The sequence below is a fragment of the Psychrobacter sp. FME5 genome (assembly GCF_014861375.1).
Lineage (GTDB): Bacteria > Pseudomonadota > Gammaproteobacteria > Pseudomonadales > Moraxellaceae > Psychrobacter.
Genome location: NZ_RRYX01000043.1, coordinates 1 through 22,070 on the forward strand (window position 1 = coordinate 1; position 22,070 = coordinate 22,070).

Sequence of the window (22,070 nt, forward strand, 5' to 3'; positions counted from 1 at the left end):
AAGACCATTACCTCTGACAATGGTAAAGAGTTTGCTCAGCATAAGAAGGTGAAACGAAAGCTCTTTACTTCCTTCTTCTTTGCCGATGCTTATGCGTCATGGCAGCGAGGAACCAACGAGAATACTAACGGCTTAATCAGAGAGTTCTTGCCTAAGGGTTGTGACTTTAGACAAGTCTCTGATAATGAGATACAGGACATTGAGAATAAACTAAACAACAGACCAAGAAAACGATTAGGGTTTAAAACGCCCAATCAGGTGTTCTATAATATAATTTAGCGTTGCACTTGGTGTGTTAATCTAAGAGTATTTTAACTATAGTATTATTAATTCTATTTTGAGAGCTTTAACTTAAGAGTCCGAAATTCTATGGTCAATGTCTCCGCGACGAGTCCCGTCGACGATAAAAAAGTCCGCCTTAAGCATTTAATTCAGCGCCTGCCAAATTTGCCAGGGGTATATAAAATGCTGGGTAAAAATGGCGATATTTTGTATGTCGGTAAGGCAAAATCACTGAAAAGCCGTGTAAACAGCTACTTTGCTAAGACGATTGACCATCCAAAGACGCGCGCGTTAGTCGCACGGATTCATAATATCGAAACCATTATTACCCGCAGCGAAACCGAAGCACTGCTGCTCGAGCAAAATCTAATTAAAGAACATCGTCCCCCTTATAACGTGCTACTGCGCGATGATAAATCTTATCTTTACGTGTTTATTTCAGCAGATAAGCCTTATCCGAGACTGGCTTATGGGCGTGGCAAAGGCAATCACCAAAAAGGACGGTTTTTTGGTCCATTTCCATCGGCACATGCGGCAAAAGAGACGCTGGTGCTTATGCAAAAAATGTTTCAAATGCGCCAATGTACCAATACTTTTTTTAAGCAGCGCAAGCGCCCTTGTCTTGAATATCAAATCAAACGTTGCCGTGCGCCCTGTGTGGGTTTGGTGTCAGCCGATGAATATGCAGAGGATGTGAATAATACCATTCGCTTTTTAAAGGGCGATTCTAGTGATGTCCATAGTGCTCTGATTAAAAAAATGGAAGGCGCCGCTGAGGAATTAGACTTTGAAAAAGCAGTGTTTTATCGTGACCAACTTTCTATGCTGCGCGAAGTACAAGCGAAACAGGCCGTCTATACCGTGCAGGGTGAGGCAGATGTGATAGCAATTGCCAGCCAAGCAGGTATAACCTGCGTCAATGTGTTGACTGTCCGTGGCGGGCGGGTGCTAGGTAGCAAAAACTATTTCCCTGATGTCGACAGCAGTGAGCCACTTGCGGATAATTTATCGGCCTTTATTACCTCATTCTATTTTCAGGTGACCGATGATTTGCCAGCAGAGATTATACTGAGCGATGAATTACCAGATCAAACCGCAGTCAGCGAAGCATTAGCGACCCATTTTGGAAGCAGGGTCGTCATCAAAACCAGCGTCCGTGAACACCGCGCTGAATGGTTGGATTTGGCAAAATTAAACACCAATAATGCGCTCAAAACCAAACTTGGTGATTATTTAGAGTTGCATGCGCGTTTTGGTGCATTAAAGGATGTTTTGGCTGAGGTCACTGACCGTACCATTGATCGCATTGAGTGCTTTGATATCTCGCATACCATGGGCGAGGCGACCATCGGTAGCTGCGTGGTCTTTGACCAAGGTGGCTCGCGTCGCCGTGATTACCGTCAGTATGCGATTCATGATATCCAAGGTGGTGATGATTATGCGGCGATGAAACAGGTGCTGACACGCCGTTATAAGAAGCAGCCGTTGCCTGATTTATTGCTCATTGATGGCGGTAAAGGTCAGCTTGGCATCGCTAAAGAAGTACTGACTGAATTGGGTATTCTTGGCGATACCTTGCTGATTAGTGTGGCAAAAGGCGAAGGACGTAAAGCAGGGCTTGAGGTATTACATTTTATCGATCATGAGCCGCTTGATTTGCCCATGGATAGCAAGGCGCTACATCTATTGATGCATATTCGTGATGAAGCGCATCGCTTTGCCATCACTGCGCATCGTAAAAAGCGTGATAAGCGTCGTTCATCGTCAGTGCTAGAAGTAATTCCGGGACTCGGTGAGAAGCGTCGTCGCGACTTACTTAATCATTTTGGTGGCATACAGCAATTGCTTGGAGCTTCACAGCAAGAGCTATCAGGCGTGCAAGGCATTGGTCCAGTATTAGCGAAGACGATTTATAAAGTACTACATGAATAAATCAGTTGATAATAAAAAAAGACCGCTATTTTACGATAGCGGTCTTTTTAATATAGTCTATGAAAAGTAATATCGATACACCACATACTGCTTGTATAGTTTTTCCTTGCTTGCTGTGCCTATGCAGACAGAGGCTGCAAAAAAACCATACAAGCAGTATCGTAGCGTTTTTAAAATGTTTTAACTATAGCTTATGAATAAAAGTCGTGCTAAATAAAGTTAAGCTTTTCTTTTATAAGTCACAAATTTAAAATCCAATCTACTCTTTTCATCGTGCATTTGCTCAGATTCTCTAGCGACTGCAAATTCACTTGGCAGCTCAGGATAAAAGGCATCGCCATCAGTGATTTCAGTATCTACGTGACTCAGCTCAATACGGTCGGTATACCTTAAGGCTTCGCTAAACACGCGTTCACCGCCAATCACCCAAATGGTATCAAGATTAGTACTATGAGCAAGGTTAGCTGCTTGCGTCAGCGCATCGTCTAAATTATGCATGACATAAGCTTTCTCGCTACCTTCTAAGCCTTTTTGTTCCGCATAATCTAATTGAGTGGTGATAATAAAGCTGATACGTTTTGGAAGCGGTCGGCTACCCATCGACTCAAACGTCTTACGACCCATAATGACGATGCCTTGTATCGCGCCATCATTTTGTTTGGTGGTCATGCTTTTAAAATGCTGTAAGTCTGCAGAGATATGCCACGGGAGCTCATTACCTTTCCCGATACAACGATTGCGACTGATGGCCGCTATTTGAGCAACTTCAATGTTGGCATAACTCATAACCTATCCTCTTTATTTTTTTAAATACTTTTGTTATTTGGGAACATCAACCAAACAAAGGCTATACGGCAACCTTCGCCTTAATTGCAGGGTGTGATTCATAACCATCGACGCTAATGTCTTCGTATTTAAAAGCAAAAATATCTTTCACATCAGGGTTAAGCGTCAATGTTGGCAATGTATACAGCGAGCGTGTTAGCTGTAATTCGACTTGTTCGCGATGGTTTTGATAAATATGGCAATCACCACCGGTCCAAATGAATTCACCGACTTCTAAACCACAAACCTGTGCCACCATATGGGTTAAGAGTGCATAGCTGGCGATATTAAACGGCACACCTAGGAATAAATCTGCTGAGCGCTGATAAAGCTGGCATGACAGTTTATTATCCGCGACGAAGAACTGAAATAGGGTATGACAAGGCGGCAAGGCGACTTGTTCTGCTTCACCAGGATTCCAGCCTGATACAATTAAACGGCGTGAGTTGGGGTTGGTTTTTATTTGCTCGATGACTTGGGTGATTTGATCGACGCCATCAGCGTTGTAGCTGCCATCCTCAGTTTTACTGGCACCATAATTGCGCCATTGATGGCCATAAACAGGCCCAAGGTCGCCAGCAGGACGGTTAAAGCGTGCAGTCTGTTCCGCCGTTGCCCATTCATTCCAAATACGCACGCCGTTTTCTTGCAAGTAATCTACTTGCGTGCTACCGCTTAAAAACCACAATAATTCATAAACGATGGATTTAAAATGGACTTTTTTGGTGGTTAATAATGGAAAGCCGTCAGCTAAATTAAAACGTAGCTGGGCGCCAAAATGGCTTAACGTACCGGTTCCAGTACGGTCACCTTTTTCAGCACCTTCATTTAGAACTAAATGTAGCAAATCTAAGTAGGCTTGCTCGTTTTTACTGTTATGGTAATTATTGGTCATAAAAGTGCTCTTTTGCATGGTTCAAGTGCATATTAAAACGTATTTTAAATGTCTTATTCGATAAGTTCAGGCTTAATAAGCCGACTGCTTACCCCAATCATAAATACCGCGTTTATAAGCGTAAATCAGCATGATTAAGCCGGCGATAATCATCGGTGCACTTAATAGCTGACCCTTGGTCATCCAGCCTAATAAAATAAATCCTTGATCAGCATCTGGCTGACGGAAGAATTCAATGATAAAACGACTGATACCATAGCCTAGTAAGAAAACAGCGGAGGCCGCCATACGCGGGCGCGGCTTTGATGAATACCACCATAAGAAGATAAACAACAGCAGACCTTCAGCAAAGGCTTCGTATAGCTGCGATGGATGGCGAGGTAGCAAGTACTGTCCATTTACCTCAAGCATCAATTCTTGTAGCTCAGGGTTGGTTTGTAATTGCTGCATATCAAACGCCGCCGCTTGCGGAAAGTAGGTCAGCCAGTTATAGCCACCGTCTGATACGCGTCCCCAAAGCTCACCGTTGATATAGTTACCGATACGCCCAAATAATAAACCAGTTGGCACGCAAGGCACGATAAAGTCGAAGACTTGAAAGGCGGTCTTTTTATATTTACGCGCAAAGAACCACATGCCGAACATGACACCGATAAAACCGCCGTGGAAAGACATGCCGCCTTCCCAAACTTTTAATAGGTAAGCAGGATTTTGTAAAAGCTCGCTGAACTGATAAAACAGCACATAACCAATACGACCGCCCAAAATAACGCCAAGGGCACCATAAAAGACCAAATCGGACACCATATCGGTGGTCCAATTATCGCGTTTGGTACTGCGATACCAGGCTAGGCCATAAGCGGCGGCAAATGCCAGCAGGTACATTAAGCCATACCAGTGCACTTCTACTGGACCCAAGGACAGCGCCACGGGATCATACTGAGGATGAATCATCATAAAGGCATCATAATTATTGATAATAGAATGTTGGTCATAATAGCAAAATTCGACCCTTGCGAACACTATGATAAATGAATCGATAAGTGAATGGATGATTGAATGAATAGCAAAGCGCTAAAAAAACCGATAAGATGAAAAAAAGCGCATCAACTCTTAAGGAATCATCATGCAGCCACCGTCATCAACGCTATCATTTATACCAGATAAGAAACCTAAAATAATATTTGCAATTGATGCGCTGACCCTAAAAAGTAGCGGTAAATTACTGCCGTTATCCTTGCTTGGTATGATGGCATCAGGGTTCACGATGTTGGTGCCAATAACCGCGCAAGCGACAAACAGCAGTATCGAACAAATTACGATTTATCAAGGTTTAGCCAGTGTAACGCGTACCTTGCCAATCAGCGGTAGCGGTGAGCAAACAGTGGTTTTTTCTTGTTTATCGCCGGCGATTGAACCAGATAGTATCAGTGTGCAAGCACAAGGGAATATTAATATTGGCGAAGTCAGTATCGAAACCTTGAGCGGTGAGCAAGCGGCGCAATGTCAGTATCAAGGTGATGCGAAAGTACAGAGTCAGCAGAATAATTTAGCAGATATCAGCGCCGAGTTAGAAGCGGCACGTTTAACCAAAGCCTATTTGCAAAATTTGACCAAAGTGACGCAAATAAATACGACTGGCACGCTGGCTAATAATGCGCGTGATTTAGAGACGCAAGCGGCAAATATTAATAAAAGAATTGTAGATCTACAACAGCAAGAAGCCCGTGCCAAGGATACTCTGGGGCAATTAGTTGCAGGTAGTACTAACCAGACGCAGAAGAATGTGACCCAAGTGAGTGTACGCACTGCCAGTCGTGCTGCTAGTACTGTTAAATTGCATTATCAGGTACGCGGCGCCAGTTGGGAGCCGACCTATCAAGCGCGCTTAAATACAGATAGTAAACAACTTAATATTACTGCTTCCGCCATTATTGCCCAACAAACAGGCGAGAATTGGAACAATGTGTCAGTTATCTTAAGTAGCGTTAATCCCAACCAAACCACCACCAGCCAGTTACCAAGAGTCGAGCGCTTATCATTGTACGAAGAGCGCCAAGATAAATTGGCTCGCTATGCACAACCCATGATGGAGAGTGAATCTGCGCCAGTCGTCGTTTCTGCGAGAGACAGTTATGGCGGTGCGTCTGGAGCAGATATGCCACCGCTACCGAGTTTTAGCGTTAGCAGTCAAAATAAAAATGGCATCACCGAGTATCGACTGCCGCAGCGTGTGAGTATTCCCAGTGATGGCAGGCGAGTACGCACGATTATTGACGAGCAAGCTGGTACCAGTAAGCTATGGTTACGTAGCACACCAGGCGCCGAGGCTGCCGCTTATTGGTATGCATCAGCACCGTTTTTGACTCCAGCTTGGGCGGATGGCTCGTTGCAGCTATACCGCGATGATAACTATGTTGGGCAGTCGCGCTACAGCTATCAGAATCTAAAAGAGCAGGGTATTGGTTTTGGCATTGATCCTAGCTTGCTGGTAAAACAGTTGACCGATGAAGACAAACAAGGTGATAAAGGCGTATTTAACCGCCAGCAAACCAAAACGACGACTCAAGCTTATCAATTTACCAATCAGCACAATCGTAGTGTGCGCTTGCAAGTGTTAAGTGCTGAGCCGGTCAGTAGCGATGACAGCATTAAAGTAACCGCGGCACACAGCCCAACCGTCAGCCAAAAAGACTGGAACGATAATAAGGGCATGGTTGCTTGGGAGTTTGATTTGCCGAGTAAGCAATCACAGGTGCTGCAATCGACGTATCAAATCCGCTACTCTGCCGATAAAAAGTTAAGCACGAATTAATGCTAAATCAGAATCATACAATCGATTCAATTTAAAAGGAATGCAGTGCTGCTGTGATAAATTTTGTGAGGCCTCTGGAGTGCGAAGCACACAGCAAGCGAGGAAAATTTACCCTAGCAGAACGCTATTTTGAACGACCCTGTTTTATATTGAAATTCTTATATAAAAGGAAAACTATGTGTATCGTTGCCATTGCTTGGCAGTTATTTGACGAGCTGCCTTTAGTATTATTATCCAATCGTGATGAATTTTTACAGCGTCCAACAGAGCCGCTGCATCAGTGGGCAGATAAGCCTATCTATGCGGGACGTGATAAACAAAGTGATGGCACCTGGCTGGGTATTCATCAAATAGCACATCAAGAGGCGCATCAAAAGCAAAAACAGCAGAGCAGTCAGCTTGCTACTTATGAGCAAAATGGACGTTGGGCGGCGGTATTGAACTTTCGCGATGGCGTGCAGGCAAGCAATGATGAGCGCTCGCGTGGGGCATTGGTGGCTGATTTTTTGACCAGTAATTTAAGCCCGATGGAGTTTGCACGGCAAATAAGTTTGCAAGAGTATGCTGGGTTTAACCTTATTATTGGTGATGCGATGCAAGCGGTCATGGTTAATAATCGGGGTCATGCACCCACGCCGTTATATGCAGGGCTACATGTGATTTCTAATGGTCAACCAGAAGAGGGTTGGTTTAAAACTGAGCGCTTGCGCGGTCGACTACGCCAAGAAGTGCTGCCGTTAATTAGCGAAGATAGCGATGACCAATACTGGCAAGCTGCCGCTTTTGAGGTGCTATCAGATAGTATTCAAGCACCAGCAGATGCGTTACCAGATACGGGTGTCGATATCAAAATAGAACAAGCACTGTCGTCTATTTATATTGAAGGGGCGAATTTAACAGAAATTAGTAATACAGCTATCGATGGTAAAACCACACCAAGCTACGGCACACGAACACAAAGTATTTTAACCGTGCGTAAAAATTATGCCTTAGGTACAGATATTCAAGCTAAAATCGTCAGCCGCGAATGCTCTCATTGAGAAAAATTAGCATAAAAAATACCCATACTGATTGTTCATCAATACGGGTATTTTTTATGCTAAAGCTGTGGAAGCCATCAGCGACATTATTCCACCAACAAATGGTTGTTTTGTTTTGGAATGATTAGTCCTTGTTTAAGCGGTAGTTCGGGCACCAATTCTTGCAAGGCGCGACGGTATACCCCGCGTTTAAAGTGAATCACTTGTCCAAGTGGGTACCAGTAGCTGACCCACTGCCAGTTGTCGAACTCTGGTTTCCCTTCGTCAAAGCGGATATGTTGAGTGTTTGGCTCATCTAAGCGCAGCAAAAACCATTTTTGTTTTTGCCCAATACACAAAGGATACTGCCCATGGCGCACATAGCATTTTGGCAAGCGGTAGCGCAACCAGTCTTGCGTGACCGCCAGTAAATCCACATGACGCGGATGTAAACCGACCTCCTCCCAGAGCTCGCGATACATCGCATCCATCGGCGTCTCCCCGCGGTCGATGCCGCCTTGAGGGAACTGCCAAGCGTTGTGACCAATACGTTTTGCCCACAGAACCTGCCCTTGTGTATTTGCCAAGATGATGCCGACATTGGCGCGAAAGCCGTCTGCATCTATCATGACTAAACCTTTTTAAATTGTTTAAAAATAACTTGTTTCAACAAGGTACAGTGATAGCAATCATAGTTATTATAGGGTGATAGTTATCGATACGATGTCAAAACAAGATTCATTACCGTTATTAAACCAAGAAACAACCGAAATGTGTAACAGTATTTTGCTATAAAATGTTTCACAAGTTTAATCCTTTAAAATCAGCTATTTATAAGCAGGCTTTTGTAGGTTTTTTGGAAGGTCTTATAATAACGATAGTTATTAGTGCGATCAGTATGGAAGATGCGTCACTATCAATGTGTGTATCGAAAACTATCTTTCAGAGGCAGTGATGCAGCAAAGCGTTAATAAAAAAATAGCCCTGTTACTGTTTATAAAAGTAATCCAAGGGGATGGTCCATAAAATCTCGTTTTCGCTTATGCTACACTAGCGAAAGATAGTATGTTTTCAGGAAATACAAAGTAGACAACGCGCCAACTAAAATAAGGACCATTTAAGATGTCAGAGTCAAAAGCTAGCGTTACGTGGCAAGAGAATAAAGCGTTTATGGGTGTGTCGCCGTCAGGGCATAACGTCCAAATCGATGCCGATAAAGAAAAAGGCGCCAGCCCAATGGAGCTGATTTTATTAGGACTAGGTGGTTGTGCCAGTTATGATGTGGTTGCAATTTTACAAAAGTCGCGCCAAGCAGTGACAGACGTGCGCTGTGAGCTGACTGCCCAACGTGCCGAAACTGTTCCAGCGGTTTATACCGACATTCATATGCACTTCATCGTGACCGGTCAAGATATCAAAGACAAGCAAGTTGAAAAGGCTATTCACTTATCAGCAGAAAAATATTGCTCAGCCAGCCGGATGTTGGTACAGGGCGGGGTGAATGTCACTCACGACTTTGAAATGATCGCAGGGTAGGGGCGAACAAACTAATGAATGTATTTTTTGGCTTAATTCCTGATACTGCAGCAGCAGCCATTTGGGCGATGGTGGTGGCGAGTTTGTTACCATTAGCGATGGCGTTGATCGCAAAAGTCTTTGGCGGTTTTAATTTGGCTGACAATGCGCATCCGCGTGATTTTTTGCAACATACGACGGGAGCCGCTGCGCGTGCGAATGCGGCTCAGCAGAACAGTTATGAAACTTTACCGGTATTTTTAGCAGCGGTAGTGGTGGCCATGTTGTTCTTTGTGCCGCAGTTGATTATCAACACCGTCGCCTGGCTATATGTACTGATTCGTGTTGGATATTGCGCCGCATATATTGCCAACTTAGCAACGTTTCGCTCGATTCTTTGGGGGTTATCTATTGCGTGCTGCTTAATGCTATTTTATTTAGCCATTCGGGTCAGTTTTTAGCTTGTTGCTTCTTTGAGCCTTTAATATGGCGAGCTTTATTGAACTCATAGTTGTATAAAAGCAGTGATTATTAGCGTACGCTGGTTTGCAGCGCGTTTATAATTACTGCTTTGTTTTTTTCTCGTTTGATACCTTCCCATAATAGTTGCGCCTCGCTATAACCCTTGGTCAGCATACCAAGCCACTGCTTATAGCGTCCGACTAACACCACATCACTTTTCGCTGCACCTTCTAGAAACTTAATCTGATGAGCAATCAGATCCTGCCATACCAGTGTCGCTGTCTTATCCAGATTTTGACGATTGTCATTATCCATTTGTGTAATCAAGTCGGGACGGGTAACGGCACCGCGACCTAACATTAAATGCGTCGTACCTGCCTGCGCCATACAGTTTTGCGCGTCCTCGCTATTCCATATCTCACCATTGGCAATCACTGGAATAGCTAAGGTATTAAAGTTTTGAATTTTATCCCAATAAGCAGGCGGCTTATAGCCTTGGGTTTTGGTCCGTGCGTGAATGGTCAGCCAATCGGCGCCGCTAGCAGCAATCGCATCACGAATATCGTCCATACGGCTGCTATCGGTATAACCCAAACGAATTTTTGCTGACACGGGGATATGAGCAGGAACGGCTTGGCGTACGGCATTGATGATTTCATACATCACTTCTGGCTCATCAAGCAAAATTGAACCACCACGATGATTATTGACGGTTTTGGCAGGACAACCAAAATTGATGTCAATTGCCGGCGCACCAAGCTCGCAAGCGTAAGCGGCGTTTTCTGCCATCAGCTGCGCTTCGCTACCGAGTAGCTGAATATGAATCGGCGTACCCGATGCTGTCTTGGCCTCATGATGCAGCTCGGGCACGTATTTATAAAACACATGGGCTGGCAAGACATGCTGGGTGACACGAATAAACTCGCTGACCGACCAATCATAAGGACGACCTAAATCTGCCGCAATTTGAGTTAGGATTTGCCGCATTAATGGATCAGTTAAGCCTTCCATCGGTGCAAGTAGGCGAACGGGATTAGCAAATAACTGTTGTATGGTTGTTTGACGTATTTGAAGTTGTTGTGACAACGTACTAAACGAACTAGATGGTTGGTTATTATTCATTGCTTGCTGTTCATTTTTTTATTCCTTTTAAGGAATTATCAAAGTAAGGAAGTGAAAAAGCTAAGAGTTGCCAAAAATGACCTTTTTCCCCGTCTGTAATCCTGATATCAAGTCTTTGATATTGTGAATATCCAAATTGCTTTGCGCACGCGTACAAGCAACATAGAGCAAACGCAGCTCTTCTGGGCTAATTTTTACCGCACTGGTGGTCACATCATAATAAAAATCATCATCGAGTTGTACTTTGCCCCATTCAAGCCCTTTGGCTTTATGCGCAGTTGAGATGACGTAATCAGCATTTTCGATACTGGTTAAGCTGTTGACTGCTTGGCTCAATACATTGGTGCCATGGTCATCGACCAACTTCACTAGCGTTTTTAAGTCGCTGCCTTCGCTGGTCTCAGAGTATTCTTGTACATCACCCCAGTTATAAAAATAGGCCAGCTCAGGGACACCGTAAGCGGATTTACCATTTTTTAAGTTTTCTGCTGCCTGACAGAATTTAAGCATACGATCGGTATCGGCCTGTAGTGCTACGCGGTGACCTAATTTTAGACCAGTTAATAATTGTGACATTGCCGCAGCATTGGTGCGGCAAAGGATGGCATCTTTTTTACTGTGAACCATGCCTTTTTCAGTAGAAGAATGCTTGTTTGGATTGCCTTTTAACGGTACATCTTCTTGTAATGCTTTAAGTAGCGTGTTGGCAATTTCGGCAATCGGTTCGCCAAAGCGAAAGGATTGAGTCAATAAAGTCTGCGGCAATGGTAGCTTTTTCATCGCATTGACTGCGCCGCGCCATTCATAAATTTGCTGATGCGCATCGCCTACGTAGATAACTTGTTTCGGTTGCTGAGTCAAAATCCCCATCATTAATGGGTCCGCATCTTGCGCTTCATCAAATAAGATAAAGTCCGCGGGGATACTTGGTTTGGACAATGCCCAAAGTTTTAAGTAAATATCATGACCGATACCAGCAGGATGGCGCGCATCAATCGACTGTAGCCAACGCTGTTCTACAGCAGGGTAGAGCATCTCACGCAGCTGCTCAGCATCTGAGTCATCAAGCCAGCTTGGGAATAATATATGCCTTGGTGCGGGATAACTGGCGTGGGTACTACAAAAATTGCTCACTGCATCGCTAACGAATCGCGCTAGCCGTGCTGGCGTGAGAGTAATGTATTTATTTACTCCATCCATCTGTCTGCGTACTTGTACCGGTTGCAAGCCCAAATCGTCGCCAAGACGTTTGGGTGAAAAACGCGGCAAGGACAGTTTTGCGGTGATATCACGGGCAACATGACGATAAGCAAGCGAATGAAAGGTGCGACAGTCAACGTGACCTGGGAATTTCTGCCGCGCATCATTGGCGATTGCTTTATTAAAGGCTAAATACAAACCGCGTCCGCGCAGGCGTTCGCCAATCAGTTTTAACGTCGTCGTTTTACCGGCACCGGCATAGGCGACCACTTTAAATGACTTGTGATCCATCGCCATATTAAGGGCGTTCAGCTGCTCATCAGTGGGATCGCTCATATAAGCTGGCATAGATGCGGACATAACAAAGCTACCTAAAAGACTAGAGTATGATCAAAAATAATGGGGGTAAAAAAAGCCACTGCATAGACAATGGCTGATGAGTAATTATCGTTGTCGTTATGAATCGTTGTCACTATGAAGTGCTGGTCGTCGTAAGCGACAATAATAAAGATAAATTAACTGAGAATAATTTGGCCAATAAGGCATTTATATTAACAGATTAACGAATTGGCTGTTTTTTGCACAAGTATCTTTTATATAAGTGCCTAACGAGTGACATAATTCAATATTCTTTATTTAATTCTGTGTCGTTTGTTAAAGCAGGGCTGCGCTCTTCTTTAATCAAGACTTTTGCTAAAAACAACCCCAGCTCAAACAATAACCACATGGGAATCGCTAGCATCAGCATCGATACCCCATCAGGCGGAGTGACCACAGCAGCAACGGCAAAACAGCCGACAATAATATAACGACGTTTATCCTCTAGGCTCTGAATGGAGACGATACCGACCAATATCAATAGTAAAGTGACGACTGGAATCTCAAAAGTCAGCCCAAAAACCATAAATAACTTGAGTGCAAAGCTCAGATAACTGTCTATATCAGTCATCGGCAGAACATTCTGCGGCGCAAACATGATAAAGAATTTTAGAACGCCTTTAAGCACTATAAAATAGGCAAAAGCCACGCCAGCATAAAATAAAAAGATAGAGGAGAGCAGTACTGGAATGGCGATTTTTTTCTCTTTTTTATACAAACCGGGTGCCACAAAAGACCAAATTTGATACAAAATATAGGGCATAGCAAAAAATGCGGCGACAAATACAGTCAGGCGAATAGGCGCCATAAAGTTTGAGGTAATGTCTGTGGCAATCATCGTTGAATTGGCGGGCAGCTGCGCAACCAAGGGATCCGATAAAAAATTGTATAACTCGCGTGAAAATCCGACTAACGCCAAAAATATCACTAATATAGCAACGCATATTCTAATGAGATGGCGGCGTAACTCGATCAAATGCTCGGTAATGGGCATATCGGCCAATGAGCTTAGGATGTCTCCGGAGTCTTTTTGATCAGTCGATGCATTGGTGTCTTCTACACCTGTGTCAGCGACTTTTTCTTGGCGCGATTTTTTGCGTTTAAATAAATCCATTAGTCAGTCTCCTGCTCATGGGCAGCAGCCTGTGTGTTTAAATGACTGTCTAAATGGTTGTTTAACAAAATATCGGCTTTATAATTTGGTAGGTATGGCGGCGCAGGTAGACGACGCGCTTTATCATAAGCGCCCAGACGGAACCACATGTTTTCCCACGGCTTGGTGCTGATGGTTTGAGTGACTTGATCTATAGTGTCATTGGTATCATTGGCGTCAGCTTTTAAACTATCGCCGGATACTTCTGACTTGTCATTTTGTTCGTTTTTTTCATAGCGGTAGTCAAATTCTTTTGGCGTGGCTGGTTGAATGCTGCTTTGCTGGCTTTCAATATCAACACTTTTGTCTTGTTTATCATCGACCACTGCATTATGTGTTGCCTTTAAATGTTGGTTTTGAGAGTACTCAAATTCTTTTATATTACCGCGCATTTCTGCCATTTCACGTCTCATATCCGCCTCGGTCTGACGGATTTTGGCCAGCTCTTTTTGCATTTGTTGCCGAGTTTCAGCCAGGTCGAGCTCAGCTTCTATTTCAGACTGTAAAGTAGAAACCGTACGGCGAATCTTGGCATACCATTGCCCAGCGGTACGTGCTGCTTGGGGCAGCTTTTCTGGCCCCAAAACAATTAAAGCAATAACGCCAAAGAGTAGTAACTCAGAGAATCCAATATCAAACATAATGGTTAAATATCACTATTTAAGTACAGCACACATCAAACCTTATGATTGTCATCGGTTGCGCTAGAGTTGATGTCAGCCTCATCAACCTTTCTGGTTGCCTGAGGGTCTGTTGGGCGCGCATTGCCGTCATGGTCAAGAACAACATGTTTTTTAGCATGTTCAGTATTTTCGTCTTTAACGGCTTCTTTAAAGCCTTTGACGGCGCCGCCCAAATCTTTGCCCGCATTTCTTAGTTTAGAGGTGCCAAATACCACAACGACGACGACCAATAAAATCAGCCAATGCGTAATAGAAAAACTACCCATAATGCTATCCTTATGTTTTGTTTTTTATGTCTACAAAATATTTTGAGAGAACTTAGCCATTGATATGTGAAAGAATGTTTTGAATAAAACTACAGACGCATCACGTCAAATGGCACAGCATCAGATTATAAGAACATTATAACTCGCACTGACTATAAAAAGGGTAATGCAACAATAATCAAACAGGGCAGTGGTTTATAACCACTGCCCACATGACTGAGACTATCAAAATTATAAAAACTATCGAGCAGCCTTTTCATCGATACCTGATAAACCAAAGCGTCGTCCTAGCTCGTTTAACACGGCATCTGATTCTATATCAAACCATGCCAAGCCAACCAAGGTATGAAACCAGACATCGGCCACTTCATAAATAAGCTCGTGACGCGCCTCATCATATTGCTCCTTGTCTCTACTCTCATCGCAATGGGCAAAATCTTTGGCAGCGATGATACTTTCTGTACTTTCTTCACCCACTTTTTCTAGTATCTTATTGAGCCCTTTGGCGTATAAGCTTGCCACATAAGAGCTGTCGGCATCGGCTTGTTTACGCTCTGCCAATACGGTATCAAGTTGCTGCAAAATAGAGTGAATCGCAGCTTTACCTTGGTTATTCGAGTTCCCCATAATATTAGCAGCGTTATCAACTCCATCAGCAATATCAGTCTTTGTATCAACAGCGGTGTCTTGGTGTGTAGTGCTGAGACCTGCATCAGATTTATAGATATCTGCAGGATCTTTTAATACTTTATCGACTGTTTGCCATTTAGGTGTTTGCCCAGACAAATCCAAACGCTGATAAAAACAAGACTCACGGCCGGTATGACAAGCGATACCACCTGCTTGAGTGACGCTAAGCACAATCACATCGGCGTCGCAATCCAAACGAATATCATGCACTCGCTGAGTATGCCCTGATGACTCACCCTTATGCCATAATTTGGCACGCGAACGCGAAAAATAAACCGCTGTTTGAGTTTGTGCCGTCAACTGTAATGATTCGGCATTCATCCAAGCCATCATCAAAATACGCCCAGACTCATTATCTTGGGCAATTGCAGGAATTAAGCCATCAGCATTAAAATTTACGGCAGTTAGCCAAGCAGGTAAAGTCATCATGTATCTGTCGTCTTATAAGTAAATGGGAATAAAAAGGTAACGAGTTACTAGTAATACTATTTAAGGGAGAAAATTATTTATTAAGTGAAAAAGTTATTTAAACGAAAACAGTGTTTTAAGAAAAAATCAAATCCTAAATAGATGGGGGTATAGTGCTTTTTTAATGCTGTTATCAAGGGTGCTAATTTTATTAAGACGAAAGTCGTAATTGATAAAATGCTGCTTTGCTTTAGCCACCGTTTCACCAGTATGCATACGTGTCACTCGTATCAGTATATTGCCGCCATTATCATACCGCGGCTCAACGCCTACCTCAAATAACAGCTCTTCACGCACCCGCACACGGCCGCTAATATTCAGCTGTAACTCATCAATAATCAAACCTTGATAGTCCGAGTTGATATCTTGAACACCTCTCGAGTGCAAAAACCTCAACCGCGCCTCAGTGAGCAACGCTACCAATGATTCGAGCATTAAATGCTGACCTGTGTCGATTTCGGTGTGACGCACACGCATCAACGTCTCAAAGACAAATAGGTCGTTGTCAAAGTCTAACTCTTTTTTTGACACCTTGTCTCCTAAGCTAAGGGTAGACGATAAGTGCTATACATTACTATAGAGATTAAAAAAGGTAATAAACGACGTTATTTTATAGCTCGTTAGAGTGTTGCTGAAAATATAGCAATATTCAGTCTCTACTTAAGCACAGCTTAAGCGGACATTCAATCGGTTTGGCAGGAAATTTGCAGTTTTATTAATGTTTTGAGCGCAAAGATTGCGAGGTGTTTTATGATTTTCATTTTCAGTGATTGTCTACTAGGGCGGGGTAAAAACTTTCCTTGGCAAAACAGCGCACTATCTGCTAAAATAGCGCCTCCCACCTCGAGGCAAATAGCCGTTTAGTGCTTGTTTTTAAAGCTACTATTCGTTATTGACTATTTGACGACCAGGTTCTATCAAAGACAAAGAGGCAAGTCATCATGAAAGTTAAGATGAAAACCAGAAGCGGTGCAGCTAAACGCTTCAAAAAAACAGCGAACGGCTTTAAGCGTAAGCAAGCCTTCAAAAGCCATATCTTGACCAAGAAATCAGCTAAGCGTATTCGCCAGTTGCGCGGCCTAAAGATGGTGGACAAATCTGACGAAGCAGCAGTTCGTCGCATGTGCCCATACCTCTAGTCGACTATCGTCGTTTATCTTTAATTAAGCGCTGTTTAATTAAGAACTGTTTTAATTAAGAACTGTTTTAATTAATAGCGACTGAATTAAAAATACCTGACTTTGCAATCTGATAACGATGTCTATTATTCTATTTATTCAATGACATCGTGATTCGTTTAACAGTAATTAAAGAAATCTTGGAGTAATTTATGGCTCGTGTAAAACGTGGTGTACAGGCGAATCGTCGTCACAAAAAAATCCTAAAGCGCGCAAAAGGCTACTACGGTGCCCGTTCACGTGTTTACCGCGTAGCGGTACAAGCAGTGACCAAAGCTGGTCAATATGCTTATCGTGACCGTCGCAACAAAAAACGTACTTTCCGTCGTCTTTGGATTGCACGTATCAATGCTGGTGCACGCTTAAACGGCTTAAGCTATAGCCGCTTTATCAATGGCATGAAAAAAGCTAACATCGCAATCGATCGTCGCGTACTTGCTGACATCGCTATGCATGATGCAGCGACTTTCACTGCATTGGTTGAAAAAGCAAAAGCGGAACTAGCATAAATATTAACCATTCTATTTAGGTATGTTGCTTGTTAAATGATTGTCCATAAGCAATTATCTATATGGATAGAGATAATATTAATTAATAGGTCGATATTAATAAAAGCTACCGCTGGTCGGTGGCTTTTTTTATATAACATTATCTTACTGCCAGTTTTGAGCATGAAAGCTGAATACATGTTTTTGCAAACGGCTTTTCTAATTGTCTAAATATTCAAGCCATTCATATGATTAGCTTTTATTTTAAAATGAATCGGTAAATGGTTTGCAATATTTGGTCAAATCCCTACAATTACAAATTACTGTAATTAATAGTCCGTTTAAATCAGGAAGAATGCGTCTTATGACTACCCCTGCTGCCACCACCGATTTGTCGGCGCTACCGACCTTGTCCACAGAGCTAAGCGAGCTTAATGAAACTCAACTGACTGAATTTGCTAGTGCTGCTGAAGCTTTGATTCTTCAGGTAACCGATGCGCGTACGCTACAAGACTTGCGTGTGCAACTGACTGGCAAAAAAAGCCCATTAACTGGCTGGTCAAAGCAGATGGGTAAACTTGATGCTGATGATAAAAAAACCTATGGTGGCTGGTTACATCAAGTTCGTAGCCGTATTCAAGAAACCTTAACAACTCGTCAGCAGCAGCTAGAAGTAGCAGCATTAAATGCCAAGCTTGCAGCGGAAAGTATTGATATCACTTTACCTGCTCGCGGTGGTCAAAAAGGCCATTTGCATCCAGTGACGATGATTACCCAGCGTATGCAGCAGTATTTTGTGCAAGCGGGTTTTAATGTGGCAACTGGTCCTGAAGTTGAGAGCGATTACTATAACTTTGAAGCGCTCAATATTCCCTCGCATCACCCAGCACGTGCCATGCACGATACTTTCTACTTTGATGCGCACTATCTGCTACGCACTCATACCAGTCCGGTGCAAATTCGCACCATGGAAAAAAATGAGCCGCCGATTCGTATTATTTGTCCCGGTCGCGTTTATCGTAACGACTCAGATCAAACCCATTCGCCAATGTTTCACCAACTAGAAGGGCTGATGGTCACAGAATCGAGCACCTTTGCTGAGCTAAAAGGTTTGATTAGTGAATTCTTAGAAGCGTTTTTTGCCAAAGAGCTAACCGTGCGTTTCCGCCCATCATTCTTCCCGTTTACCGAGCCTTCTGCTGAAGTAGATATCCTAGATGATAATGGTAAATGGCTTGAAGTTATGGGCTGCGGTATGGTGCATCCACAAGTGCTGACCAACTGCGGTATTGATGCCGAAAAATATACTGGCTTTGCTTTTGGGATGGGGATTGAGCGCTTTGCAATGTTGTATTACGGCATCGATGATTTACGTTTGTTTTTTCAAAATGACGTGCGCTTCTTAAAGCAGTTTGGCTAGATTGTCGTTATTAATAGGCCTACCTTTACTCCAAAATCTTTATTATGAAATTCTGATCCGAGATATTTATGAAAATTAGCGAACAGTGGCTACGTCAATGGGTGAATCCTAGTAATACCAGTGAACAATTGGCCGAACAGTTAACGATGGCAGGACTTGAGATTGACGATCGCTATGCGGTTGCCCGTGATTTTAGCGGTGTGGTTGTCGGTGAAGTGATCAGTATTGAGCCACATCCAGATGCCGATAAACTGCGCGTCACGCAGGTGAATATTGGTGCAGCTGAGCCATTACAAATCGTTTGCGGCGCACCTAATGTCACTGTCGGTATGAAAGCGCCCGTTGCGACTGTTGGTGCTGTGTTACCAAGTGATGATGTCAGTAATGGTAAAGCGGGCTTTGAAATTAAGAACGGTAATCTACGTGGTGTAGATTCAAACGGCATGCTATGCGGTGCCTCTGAGATTGATTTAACCGATAGCATTGATGGCCTGCTTGAATTGCCAGCTGATGCGCCAATTGGCATGAATATTCGTGAGTATTTGGGTTTGGATAATCAAATCCTAGATATCTCCATCACCCCAAACCGTGGTGACTGCTTTAGCGTACGCGGTATTGCCCGCGAGATATCCGTCATTAATGATTTGCCGGTGCAAATGCCAGAAATTGCAGACAACGTAGCGGACACTGATAACGTTACTGCGATTACTACGCCCGCAGTAACCGTAAACGCAGTCGAAGCTTGTCCGCGTTATTTACTGCAATCAATCAGTCATATTGATCGTAGCATTGAGACACCAAAATGGATGCAAGATGCGCTCGTACAGTCAGGACTGCGTTCGCATAACTTTTTGGTCGATGTGACCAACTATGTATTGATGGAGTTGGGTCAACCGCTACATGCGTTTGATGCGGATACTATCGAGGGTGATATAGTGGTGCGTTTGGCCCAGCCTGAGGAAACTATTGCCTTATTAAATGAGCAAACCATTACCTTAACTGGCGATGAATTAGTCATTGCTGATGATAAAGGTGCGCTAGCGCTTGCTGGTATCATGGGTGGTCAGCGTAGTAGCGTTACCGATAGCACCACCAATATTGTCTTAGAAAGTGCCTTTTTTAATCAGCTAGCTATTGCTGCACGCGCCCGCCGTTTTGGTTTGCATACCGATGCTTCACAACGTTTTGAGCGCGGGGTCGATTTTGAGTTGCCAGCGCTAGCACTGGCACGCGCTCGTGATTTAATTACTAGCGTCACAGCTAGTCAAGCCGGTCAAATAGTAAAAGCTGAAAGTAGCGAGCATCTGCCAGCTCGTGCGCCAATTAACTTACCAATTACTAAGGTTCGTGATGTCATCGGTATTGAGATTGAGCCAGCGGTTATGGTGCGTATCTTAACCCAATTAGGGTTTGAGGTAGAGCAGCAAGCGGGTAGCCTGATTTGCACACCGCCATCTTATCGCTTTGATATGAGTATCAAAGAGGATTTAATCGAAGAGATTGCGCGTATCTATGGCTATGACAATATCCCAAGCGTATTGCCGCATTTGCAAGTCAGCATGGATTATGACGATACCGCAGATTTGACGCACGAGATGAAGCTGGCGCTGGTCGATAATGGCTATATGGAAGCGATTAGCTTTAGCTTTAGCGATGCAAAGTTAGAAGCCTTACTTGATGATGACGCACTAGGTGAAGTGTTGGCACTGGCCAATCCAATCTCTAGCGATTTGGCGGTGATGCGCCGTACGTTACTATCGAGCTTACTGCCTTGTGTGCAGTATAACCTCAATCGTCAACAATCACGGGTGCGTTTCTTTGAAACCGGTCTAAGCTTCGTCGGTCATAGTGTTAGTGACTTAGTACAAACACCCAGTATCGCTTTAGTGGCGGTCGGTGAAGTTTGGGACGAACAAGCTTATCAAAACCGTGCGTTAGATTTTTACGATCTTAAGCACGATATTGAGCAATTATTACCCGCGCAAATAGATAGCGCCCGTATCCGCTACGAGCGTAGCGCGCTTGCCTTCTTGCATCCTGGACAAAGCGCCAAGCTGTATATTGATGACCAATATATCGGTTGGTTAGGGCAATTACATCCGAGTACCGCCAAACAATTAGACTTACCTGCTACGTGGGTCGCGCAACTGTCTTTGGCACCATTGCTAACCCTCGCTCGTGAGCAGTACGAGATCACCACACCAAGTAAATTCCCGCAAGTACGTCGTGATATCGCCATCTTAGTGGATAGCGACATCAGTTTACAGACCTTAGAATCGACAATACGCACAGCGGCAGGCGCGCTATTGAGAGATCTATGGTTATTTGATGTCTATCAAGGCGACAAAGTACCAGATGGTCAACGTTCTTTAGCCTTTGCCTTAATTTGGCAGGATAAAATGCAGACTCTATCTGATGATACTGTAAAAACGGCTACTGACAAGGTAGTGCAAGCGCTAACCGAACAGCACTCAGTACAGTTGCGTGATAGCTAAAAATTACTATTAAGAATGACAATGCTCTGTAGCCTTTTGATTATTGGGGCTATAGGGCATTGCTATTCATAACAGTTGCTAATTATAAAAACCGTTATTTATAGAATACGTTAAGTGGTTATTAATAAAGGATTTTCATGCAGACTGTGTTAAAAACATGGCAGAAAACCTTTATAATAGCCAACATTAACCCTCATACCGCTAAACCATGATATTCGACATCACGACATAGCATAGGAGTCGTACTGTGAGCACCTTAACCAAATCTGACATGATTGAGCATTTAATGAGTCATCTTCACTTGACGCGTCAAGAAGGCCGCTGTTTAGTAGAGAACTTTTTTGATGAACTGTCAGATAGCTTGATTGATGGCAAAGAGGTCAAGCTTTCAGGCTTTGGCAACTTTGAGCTTAAAGATAAAAATAGCCGTCCTGGGCGTAACCCCAAAACTGGAGAGCCAGTCGCTGTTTCCGCACGTCGCGTGGTCACCTTTAAAACGGGACAAAAATTTCGTCAACAGGTAGATGAGCGGTTATTTGATAGTTAATAATAAATCCACAAAATATGATTAACTGCATCAAGCTTGCATAGTTTGTAACTTAGATTAACACATGAAGTGCAATACCAAATGTGAGGTGAAAAAAAGACCTAGATGCGCTAGCATCAAAGTTTTTATCCACCGACCAAAGTGAGATTGCAACCATGAACTATACACATCTAAGCCTAGGTGAACGATACCAGATTTATGCCCTTAAAGGGGCAAAACATAGTATTAAATTTATAG

The 22,070-nt window shown here is 43.5% G+C and carries 22 protein-coding genes; 11 read left to right on the top strand and 11 right to left on the bottom strand.

All coding sequences use genetic code 11. The annotated features are described in order from the left end of the window. Together EI161_RS07530 and uvrC are read left to right on the top strand one after the other, a co-directional pair. On the top strand, positions 1-279 hold a 279-nt coding region (locus tag EI161_RS07530), incomplete at its 5' end, for an IS30 family transposase (RefSeq protein ID WP_192524318.1). Between the two features lie 90 nt (positions 280-369). Further along, on the top strand, positions 370-2,214 hold the full coding sequence (uvrC, locus tag EI161_RS07535) for an excinuclease ABC subunit UvrC (RefSeq protein ID WP_192523932.1): 1,845 nt from the start codon (positions 370-372) through the stop codon (positions 2,212-2,214). A 219-nt stretch (positions 2,215-2,433) separates the two neighbouring features. Here uvrC and EI161_RS07540 read toward each other — a convergent pair whose 3' ends face one another. The 3 genes from EI161_RS07540 to lgt form a co-directional block, all read right to left on the bottom strand. Next, a complete protein-coding gene (locus EI161_RS07540) occupies positions 2,434-3,000 on the bottom strand; it encodes a dihydrofolate reductase (protein WP_192523933.1) in 567 nt (188 codons plus the stop codon). Between the two features lie 61 nt (positions 3,001-3,061). Next, positions 3,062-3,934, bottom strand: coding sequence for a thymidylate synthase (locus EI161_RS07545; RefSeq protein WP_192523934.1), 873 nt, complete (start codon positions 3,932-3,934; stop codon positions 3,062-3,064). A 72-nt stretch (positions 3,935-4,006) separates the two neighbouring features. Then, positions 4,007-4,891, bottom strand: a complete 885-nt coding sequence (gene lgt, locus EI161_RS07550; protein ID WP_192523935.1) for a prolipoprotein diacylglyceryl transferase — start codon at positions 4,889-4,891, stop codon at positions 4,007-4,009. A 169-nt stretch (positions 4,892-5,060) separates the two neighbouring features. Between lgt and EI161_RS07555 the strand changes: the two genes are divergently transcribed. Together EI161_RS07555 and EI161_RS07560 are read left to right on the top strand one after the other, a co-directional pair. Then, complete coding sequence (locus EI161_RS07555) at positions 5,061-6,749, top strand: DUF4139 domain-containing protein (RefSeq protein WP_192523936.1); 1,689 nt, start codon at positions 5,061-5,063, stop codon at positions 6,747-6,749. Positions 6,750-6,925: 176 nt separating this feature from the next. Then, positions 6,926-7,789, top strand: coding sequence for an NRDE family protein (locus EI161_RS07560; RefSeq protein ID WP_192523937.1), 864 nt, complete (start codon positions 6,926-6,928; stop codon positions 7,787-7,789). A gap of 86 nt (positions 7,790-7,875) precedes the next feature. On the opposite strand, the gene EI161_RS07565 is transcribed toward EI161_RS07560, so the two are convergent. Beyond that, complete coding sequence (locus EI161_RS07565; RefSeq protein WP_192523938.1) at positions 7,876-8,397, bottom strand: RNA pyrophosphohydrolase; 522 nt, start codon at positions 8,395-8,397, stop codon at positions 7,876-7,878. A 493-nt stretch (positions 8,398-8,890) separates the two neighbouring features. On the opposite strand from EI161_RS07565, the gene EI161_RS07570 reads away from it, so the two are divergent. Both EI161_RS07570 and EI161_RS07575 read left to right on the top strand, forming a co-directional pair. Beyond that, a complete protein-coding gene (locus tag EI161_RS07570) occupies positions 8,891-9,304 on the top strand; it encodes an OsmC family protein (RefSeq protein ID WP_192523939.1) in 414 nt (137 codons plus the stop codon). 14 nt (positions 9,305-9,318) lie between these two features. Then, positions 9,319-9,744: an MAPEG family protein gene (locus tag EI161_RS07575; protein WP_192523940.1), complete on the top strand. Its 426-nt coding sequence runs from the start codon at positions 9,319-9,321 to the stop codon at positions 9,742-9,744. Positions 9,745-9,814: 70 nt separating this feature from the next. On the opposite strand, the gene EI161_RS07580 is transcribed toward EI161_RS07575, so the two are convergent. The 7 genes from EI161_RS07580 to EI161_RS07610 all read right to left on the bottom strand — a co-directional run bounded on the left by EI161_RS07580 (position 9,815) and on the right by EI161_RS07610 (position 16,236). Then, positions 9,815-10,867 (bottom strand): tRNA-dihydrouridine synthase, encoded by a 1,053-nt coding sequence (locus tag EI161_RS07580; protein WP_192523941.1) that lies wholly within the window; start codon positions 10,865-10,867, stop codon positions 9,815-9,817. Positions 10,868-10,927: 60 nt separating this feature from the next. Next, positions 10,928-12,427, bottom strand: a complete 1,500-nt coding sequence (locus EI161_RS07585) for a UvrD-helicase domain-containing protein (protein ID WP_192523942.1) — start codon at positions 12,425-12,427, stop codon at positions 10,928-10,930. A 262-nt stretch (positions 12,428-12,689) separates the two neighbouring features. Continuing rightward, the gene (gene tatC, locus EI161_RS07590) at positions 12,690-13,559 is read right to left on the bottom strand and encodes a twin-arginine translocase subunit TatC (protein WP_192523943.1); all 870 of its coding nucleotides are present in this window, start codon (positions 13,557-13,559) and stop codon (positions 12,690-12,692) included. Beyond that, positions 13,559-14,239 carry a Sec-independent protein translocase protein TatB gene (gene tatB / locus EI161_RS07595; protein WP_192523944.1) on the bottom strand — a complete coding sequence of 227 codons (681 nt, stop codon included), beginning with the start codon at positions 14,237-14,239 and terminating at the stop codon, positions 13,559-13,561. The genes tatC and tatB overlap by 1 nt, the downstream gene beginning before the upstream one ends. A gap of 35 nt (positions 14,240-14,274) precedes the next feature. Further along, on the bottom strand, positions 14,275-14,547 hold the full coding sequence (gene tatA, locus EI161_RS07600; protein ID WP_192523945.1) for a Sec-independent protein translocase subunit TatA: 273 nt from the start codon (positions 14,545-14,547) through the stop codon (positions 14,275-14,277). A gap of 240 nt (positions 14,548-14,787) precedes the next feature. Further along, the gene (hisI, locus tag EI161_RS07605; protein WP_192523952.1) at positions 14,788-15,663 is read right to left on the bottom strand and encodes a phosphoribosyl-AMP cyclohydrolase; all 876 of its coding nucleotides are present in this window, start codon (positions 15,661-15,663) and stop codon (positions 14,788-14,790) included. Positions 15,664-15,792: 129 nt separating this feature from the next. Next, positions 15,793-16,236: a thioesterase family protein gene (locus EI161_RS07610; protein ID WP_192523946.1), complete on the bottom strand. Its 444-nt coding sequence runs from the start codon at positions 16,234-16,236 to the stop codon at positions 15,793-15,795. Between the two features lie 410 nt (positions 16,237-16,646). On the opposite strand from EI161_RS07610, the gene rpmI reads away from it, so the two are divergent. From rpmI to EI161_RS07635, 5 genes are all read left to right on the top strand, one after another. Then, positions 16,647-16,844, top strand: coding sequence for a 50S ribosomal protein L35 (gene rpmI / locus EI161_RS07615; protein ID WP_192523947.1), 198 nt, complete (start codon positions 16,647-16,649; stop codon positions 16,842-16,844). 191 nt (positions 16,845-17,035) lie between these two features. Continuing rightward, positions 17,036-17,392 carry a 50S ribosomal protein L20 gene (gene rplT, locus EI161_RS07620; RefSeq protein ID WP_011281252.1) on the top strand — a complete coding sequence of 119 codons (357 nt, stop codon included), beginning with the start codon at positions 17,036-17,038 and terminating at the stop codon, positions 17,390-17,392. 343 nt (positions 17,393-17,735) lie between these two features. Next, positions 17,736-18,791 (top strand): phenylalanine--tRNA ligase subunit alpha, encoded by a 1,056-nt coding sequence (gene pheS / locus EI161_RS07625; RefSeq protein ID WP_192523948.1) that lies wholly within the window; start codon positions 17,736-17,738, stop codon positions 18,789-18,791. 68 nt (positions 18,792-18,859) lie between these two features. Then, positions 18,860-21,286 carry a phenylalanine--tRNA ligase subunit beta gene (gene pheT / locus EI161_RS07630; RefSeq protein WP_192523949.1) on the top strand — a complete coding sequence of 809 codons (2,427 nt, stop codon included), beginning with the start codon at positions 18,860-18,862 and terminating at the stop codon, positions 21,284-21,286. Positions 21,287-21,533: 247 nt separating this feature from the next. Further along, a complete protein-coding gene (locus EI161_RS07635; RefSeq protein ID WP_192523950.1) occupies positions 21,534-21,833 on the top strand; it encodes an integration host factor subunit alpha in 300 nt (99 codons plus the stop codon). Positions 21,834-22,070 lie beyond the last annotated feature (237 nt).

Bases quoted from the DNA above. Each gene is read 5' to 3' on its own strand.
- EI161_RS07560 (WP_192523937.1), top strand. From the start codon at position 6,926: ATGTGTATCGTTGCCATTGCTTGGCAGTTATTTGACGAGCTGCCTTTA.
- EI161_RS07585 (WP_192523942.1), bottom strand. From the start codon at position 12,427: ATGTCCGCATCTATGCCAGCTTATATGAGCGATCCCACTGATGAGCAG.
- pheT (WP_192523949.1), top strand. From the start codon at position 18,860: ATGAAAATTAGCGAACAGTGGCTACGTCAATGGGTGAATCCTAGTAAT.
- EI161_RS07555 (WP_192523936.1), top strand. From the start codon at position 5,061: ATGCAGCCACCGTCATCAACGCTATCATTTATACCAGATAAGAAACCT.
- pheS (WP_192523948.1), top strand. From the start codon at position 17,736: ATGACTACCCCTGCTGCCACCACCGATTTGTCGGCGCTACCGACCTTG.
- EI161_RS07575 (WP_192523940.1), top strand. From the start codon at position 9,319: ATGAATGTATTTTTTGGCTTAATTCCTGATACTGCAGCAGCAGCCATT.
- tatB (WP_192523944.1), bottom strand. From the start codon at position 14,239: ATGTTTGATATTGGATTCTCTGAGTTACTACTCTTTGGCGTTATTGCT.
- EI161_RS07545 (WP_192523934.1), bottom strand. From the start codon at position 3,934: ATGACCAATAATTACCATAACAGTAAAAACGAGCAAGCCTACTTAGAT.
- EI161_RS07565 (WP_192523938.1), bottom strand. From the start codon at position 8,397: ATGATAGATGCAGACGGCTTTCGCGCCAATGTCGGCATCATCTTGGCA.
- tatA (WP_192523945.1), bottom strand. From the start codon at position 14,547: ATGGGTAGTTTTTCTATTACGCATTGGCTGATTTTATTGGTCGTCGTC.
- EI161_RS07580 (WP_192523941.1), bottom strand. From the start codon at position 10,867: ATGAATAATAACCAACCATCTAGTTCGTTTAGTACGTTGTCACAACAA.
- rpmI (WP_192523947.1), top strand. From the start codon at position 16,647: ATGAAAGTTAAGATGAAAACCAGAAGCGGTGCAGCTAAACGCTTCAAA.
- lgt (WP_192523935.1), bottom strand. From the start codon at position 4,891: ATGATGATTCATCCTCAGTATGATCCCGTGGCGCTGTCCTTGGGTCCA.
- EI161_RS07570 (WP_192523939.1), top strand. From the start codon at position 8,891: ATGTCAGAGTCAAAAGCTAGCGTTACGTGGCAAGAGAATAAAGCGTTT.
- EI161_RS07540 (WP_192523933.1), bottom strand. From the start codon at position 3,000: ATGAGTTATGCCAACATTGAAGTTGCTCAAATAGCGGCCATCAGTCGC.
- rplT (WP_011281252.1), top strand. From the start codon at position 17,036: ATGGCTCGTGTAAAACGTGGTGTACAGGCGAATCGTCGTCACAAAAAA.
- tatC (WP_192523943.1), bottom strand. From the start codon at position 13,559: ATGGATTTATTTAAACGCAAAAAATCGCGCCAAGAAAAAGTCGCTGAC.
- hisI (WP_192523952.1), bottom strand. From the start codon at position 15,663: ATGACTTTACCTGCTTGGCTAACTGCCGTAAATTTTAATGCTGATGGC.
- uvrC (WP_192523932.1), top strand. From the start codon at position 370: ATGGTCAATGTCTCCGCGACGAGTCCCGTCGACGATAAAAAAGTCCGC.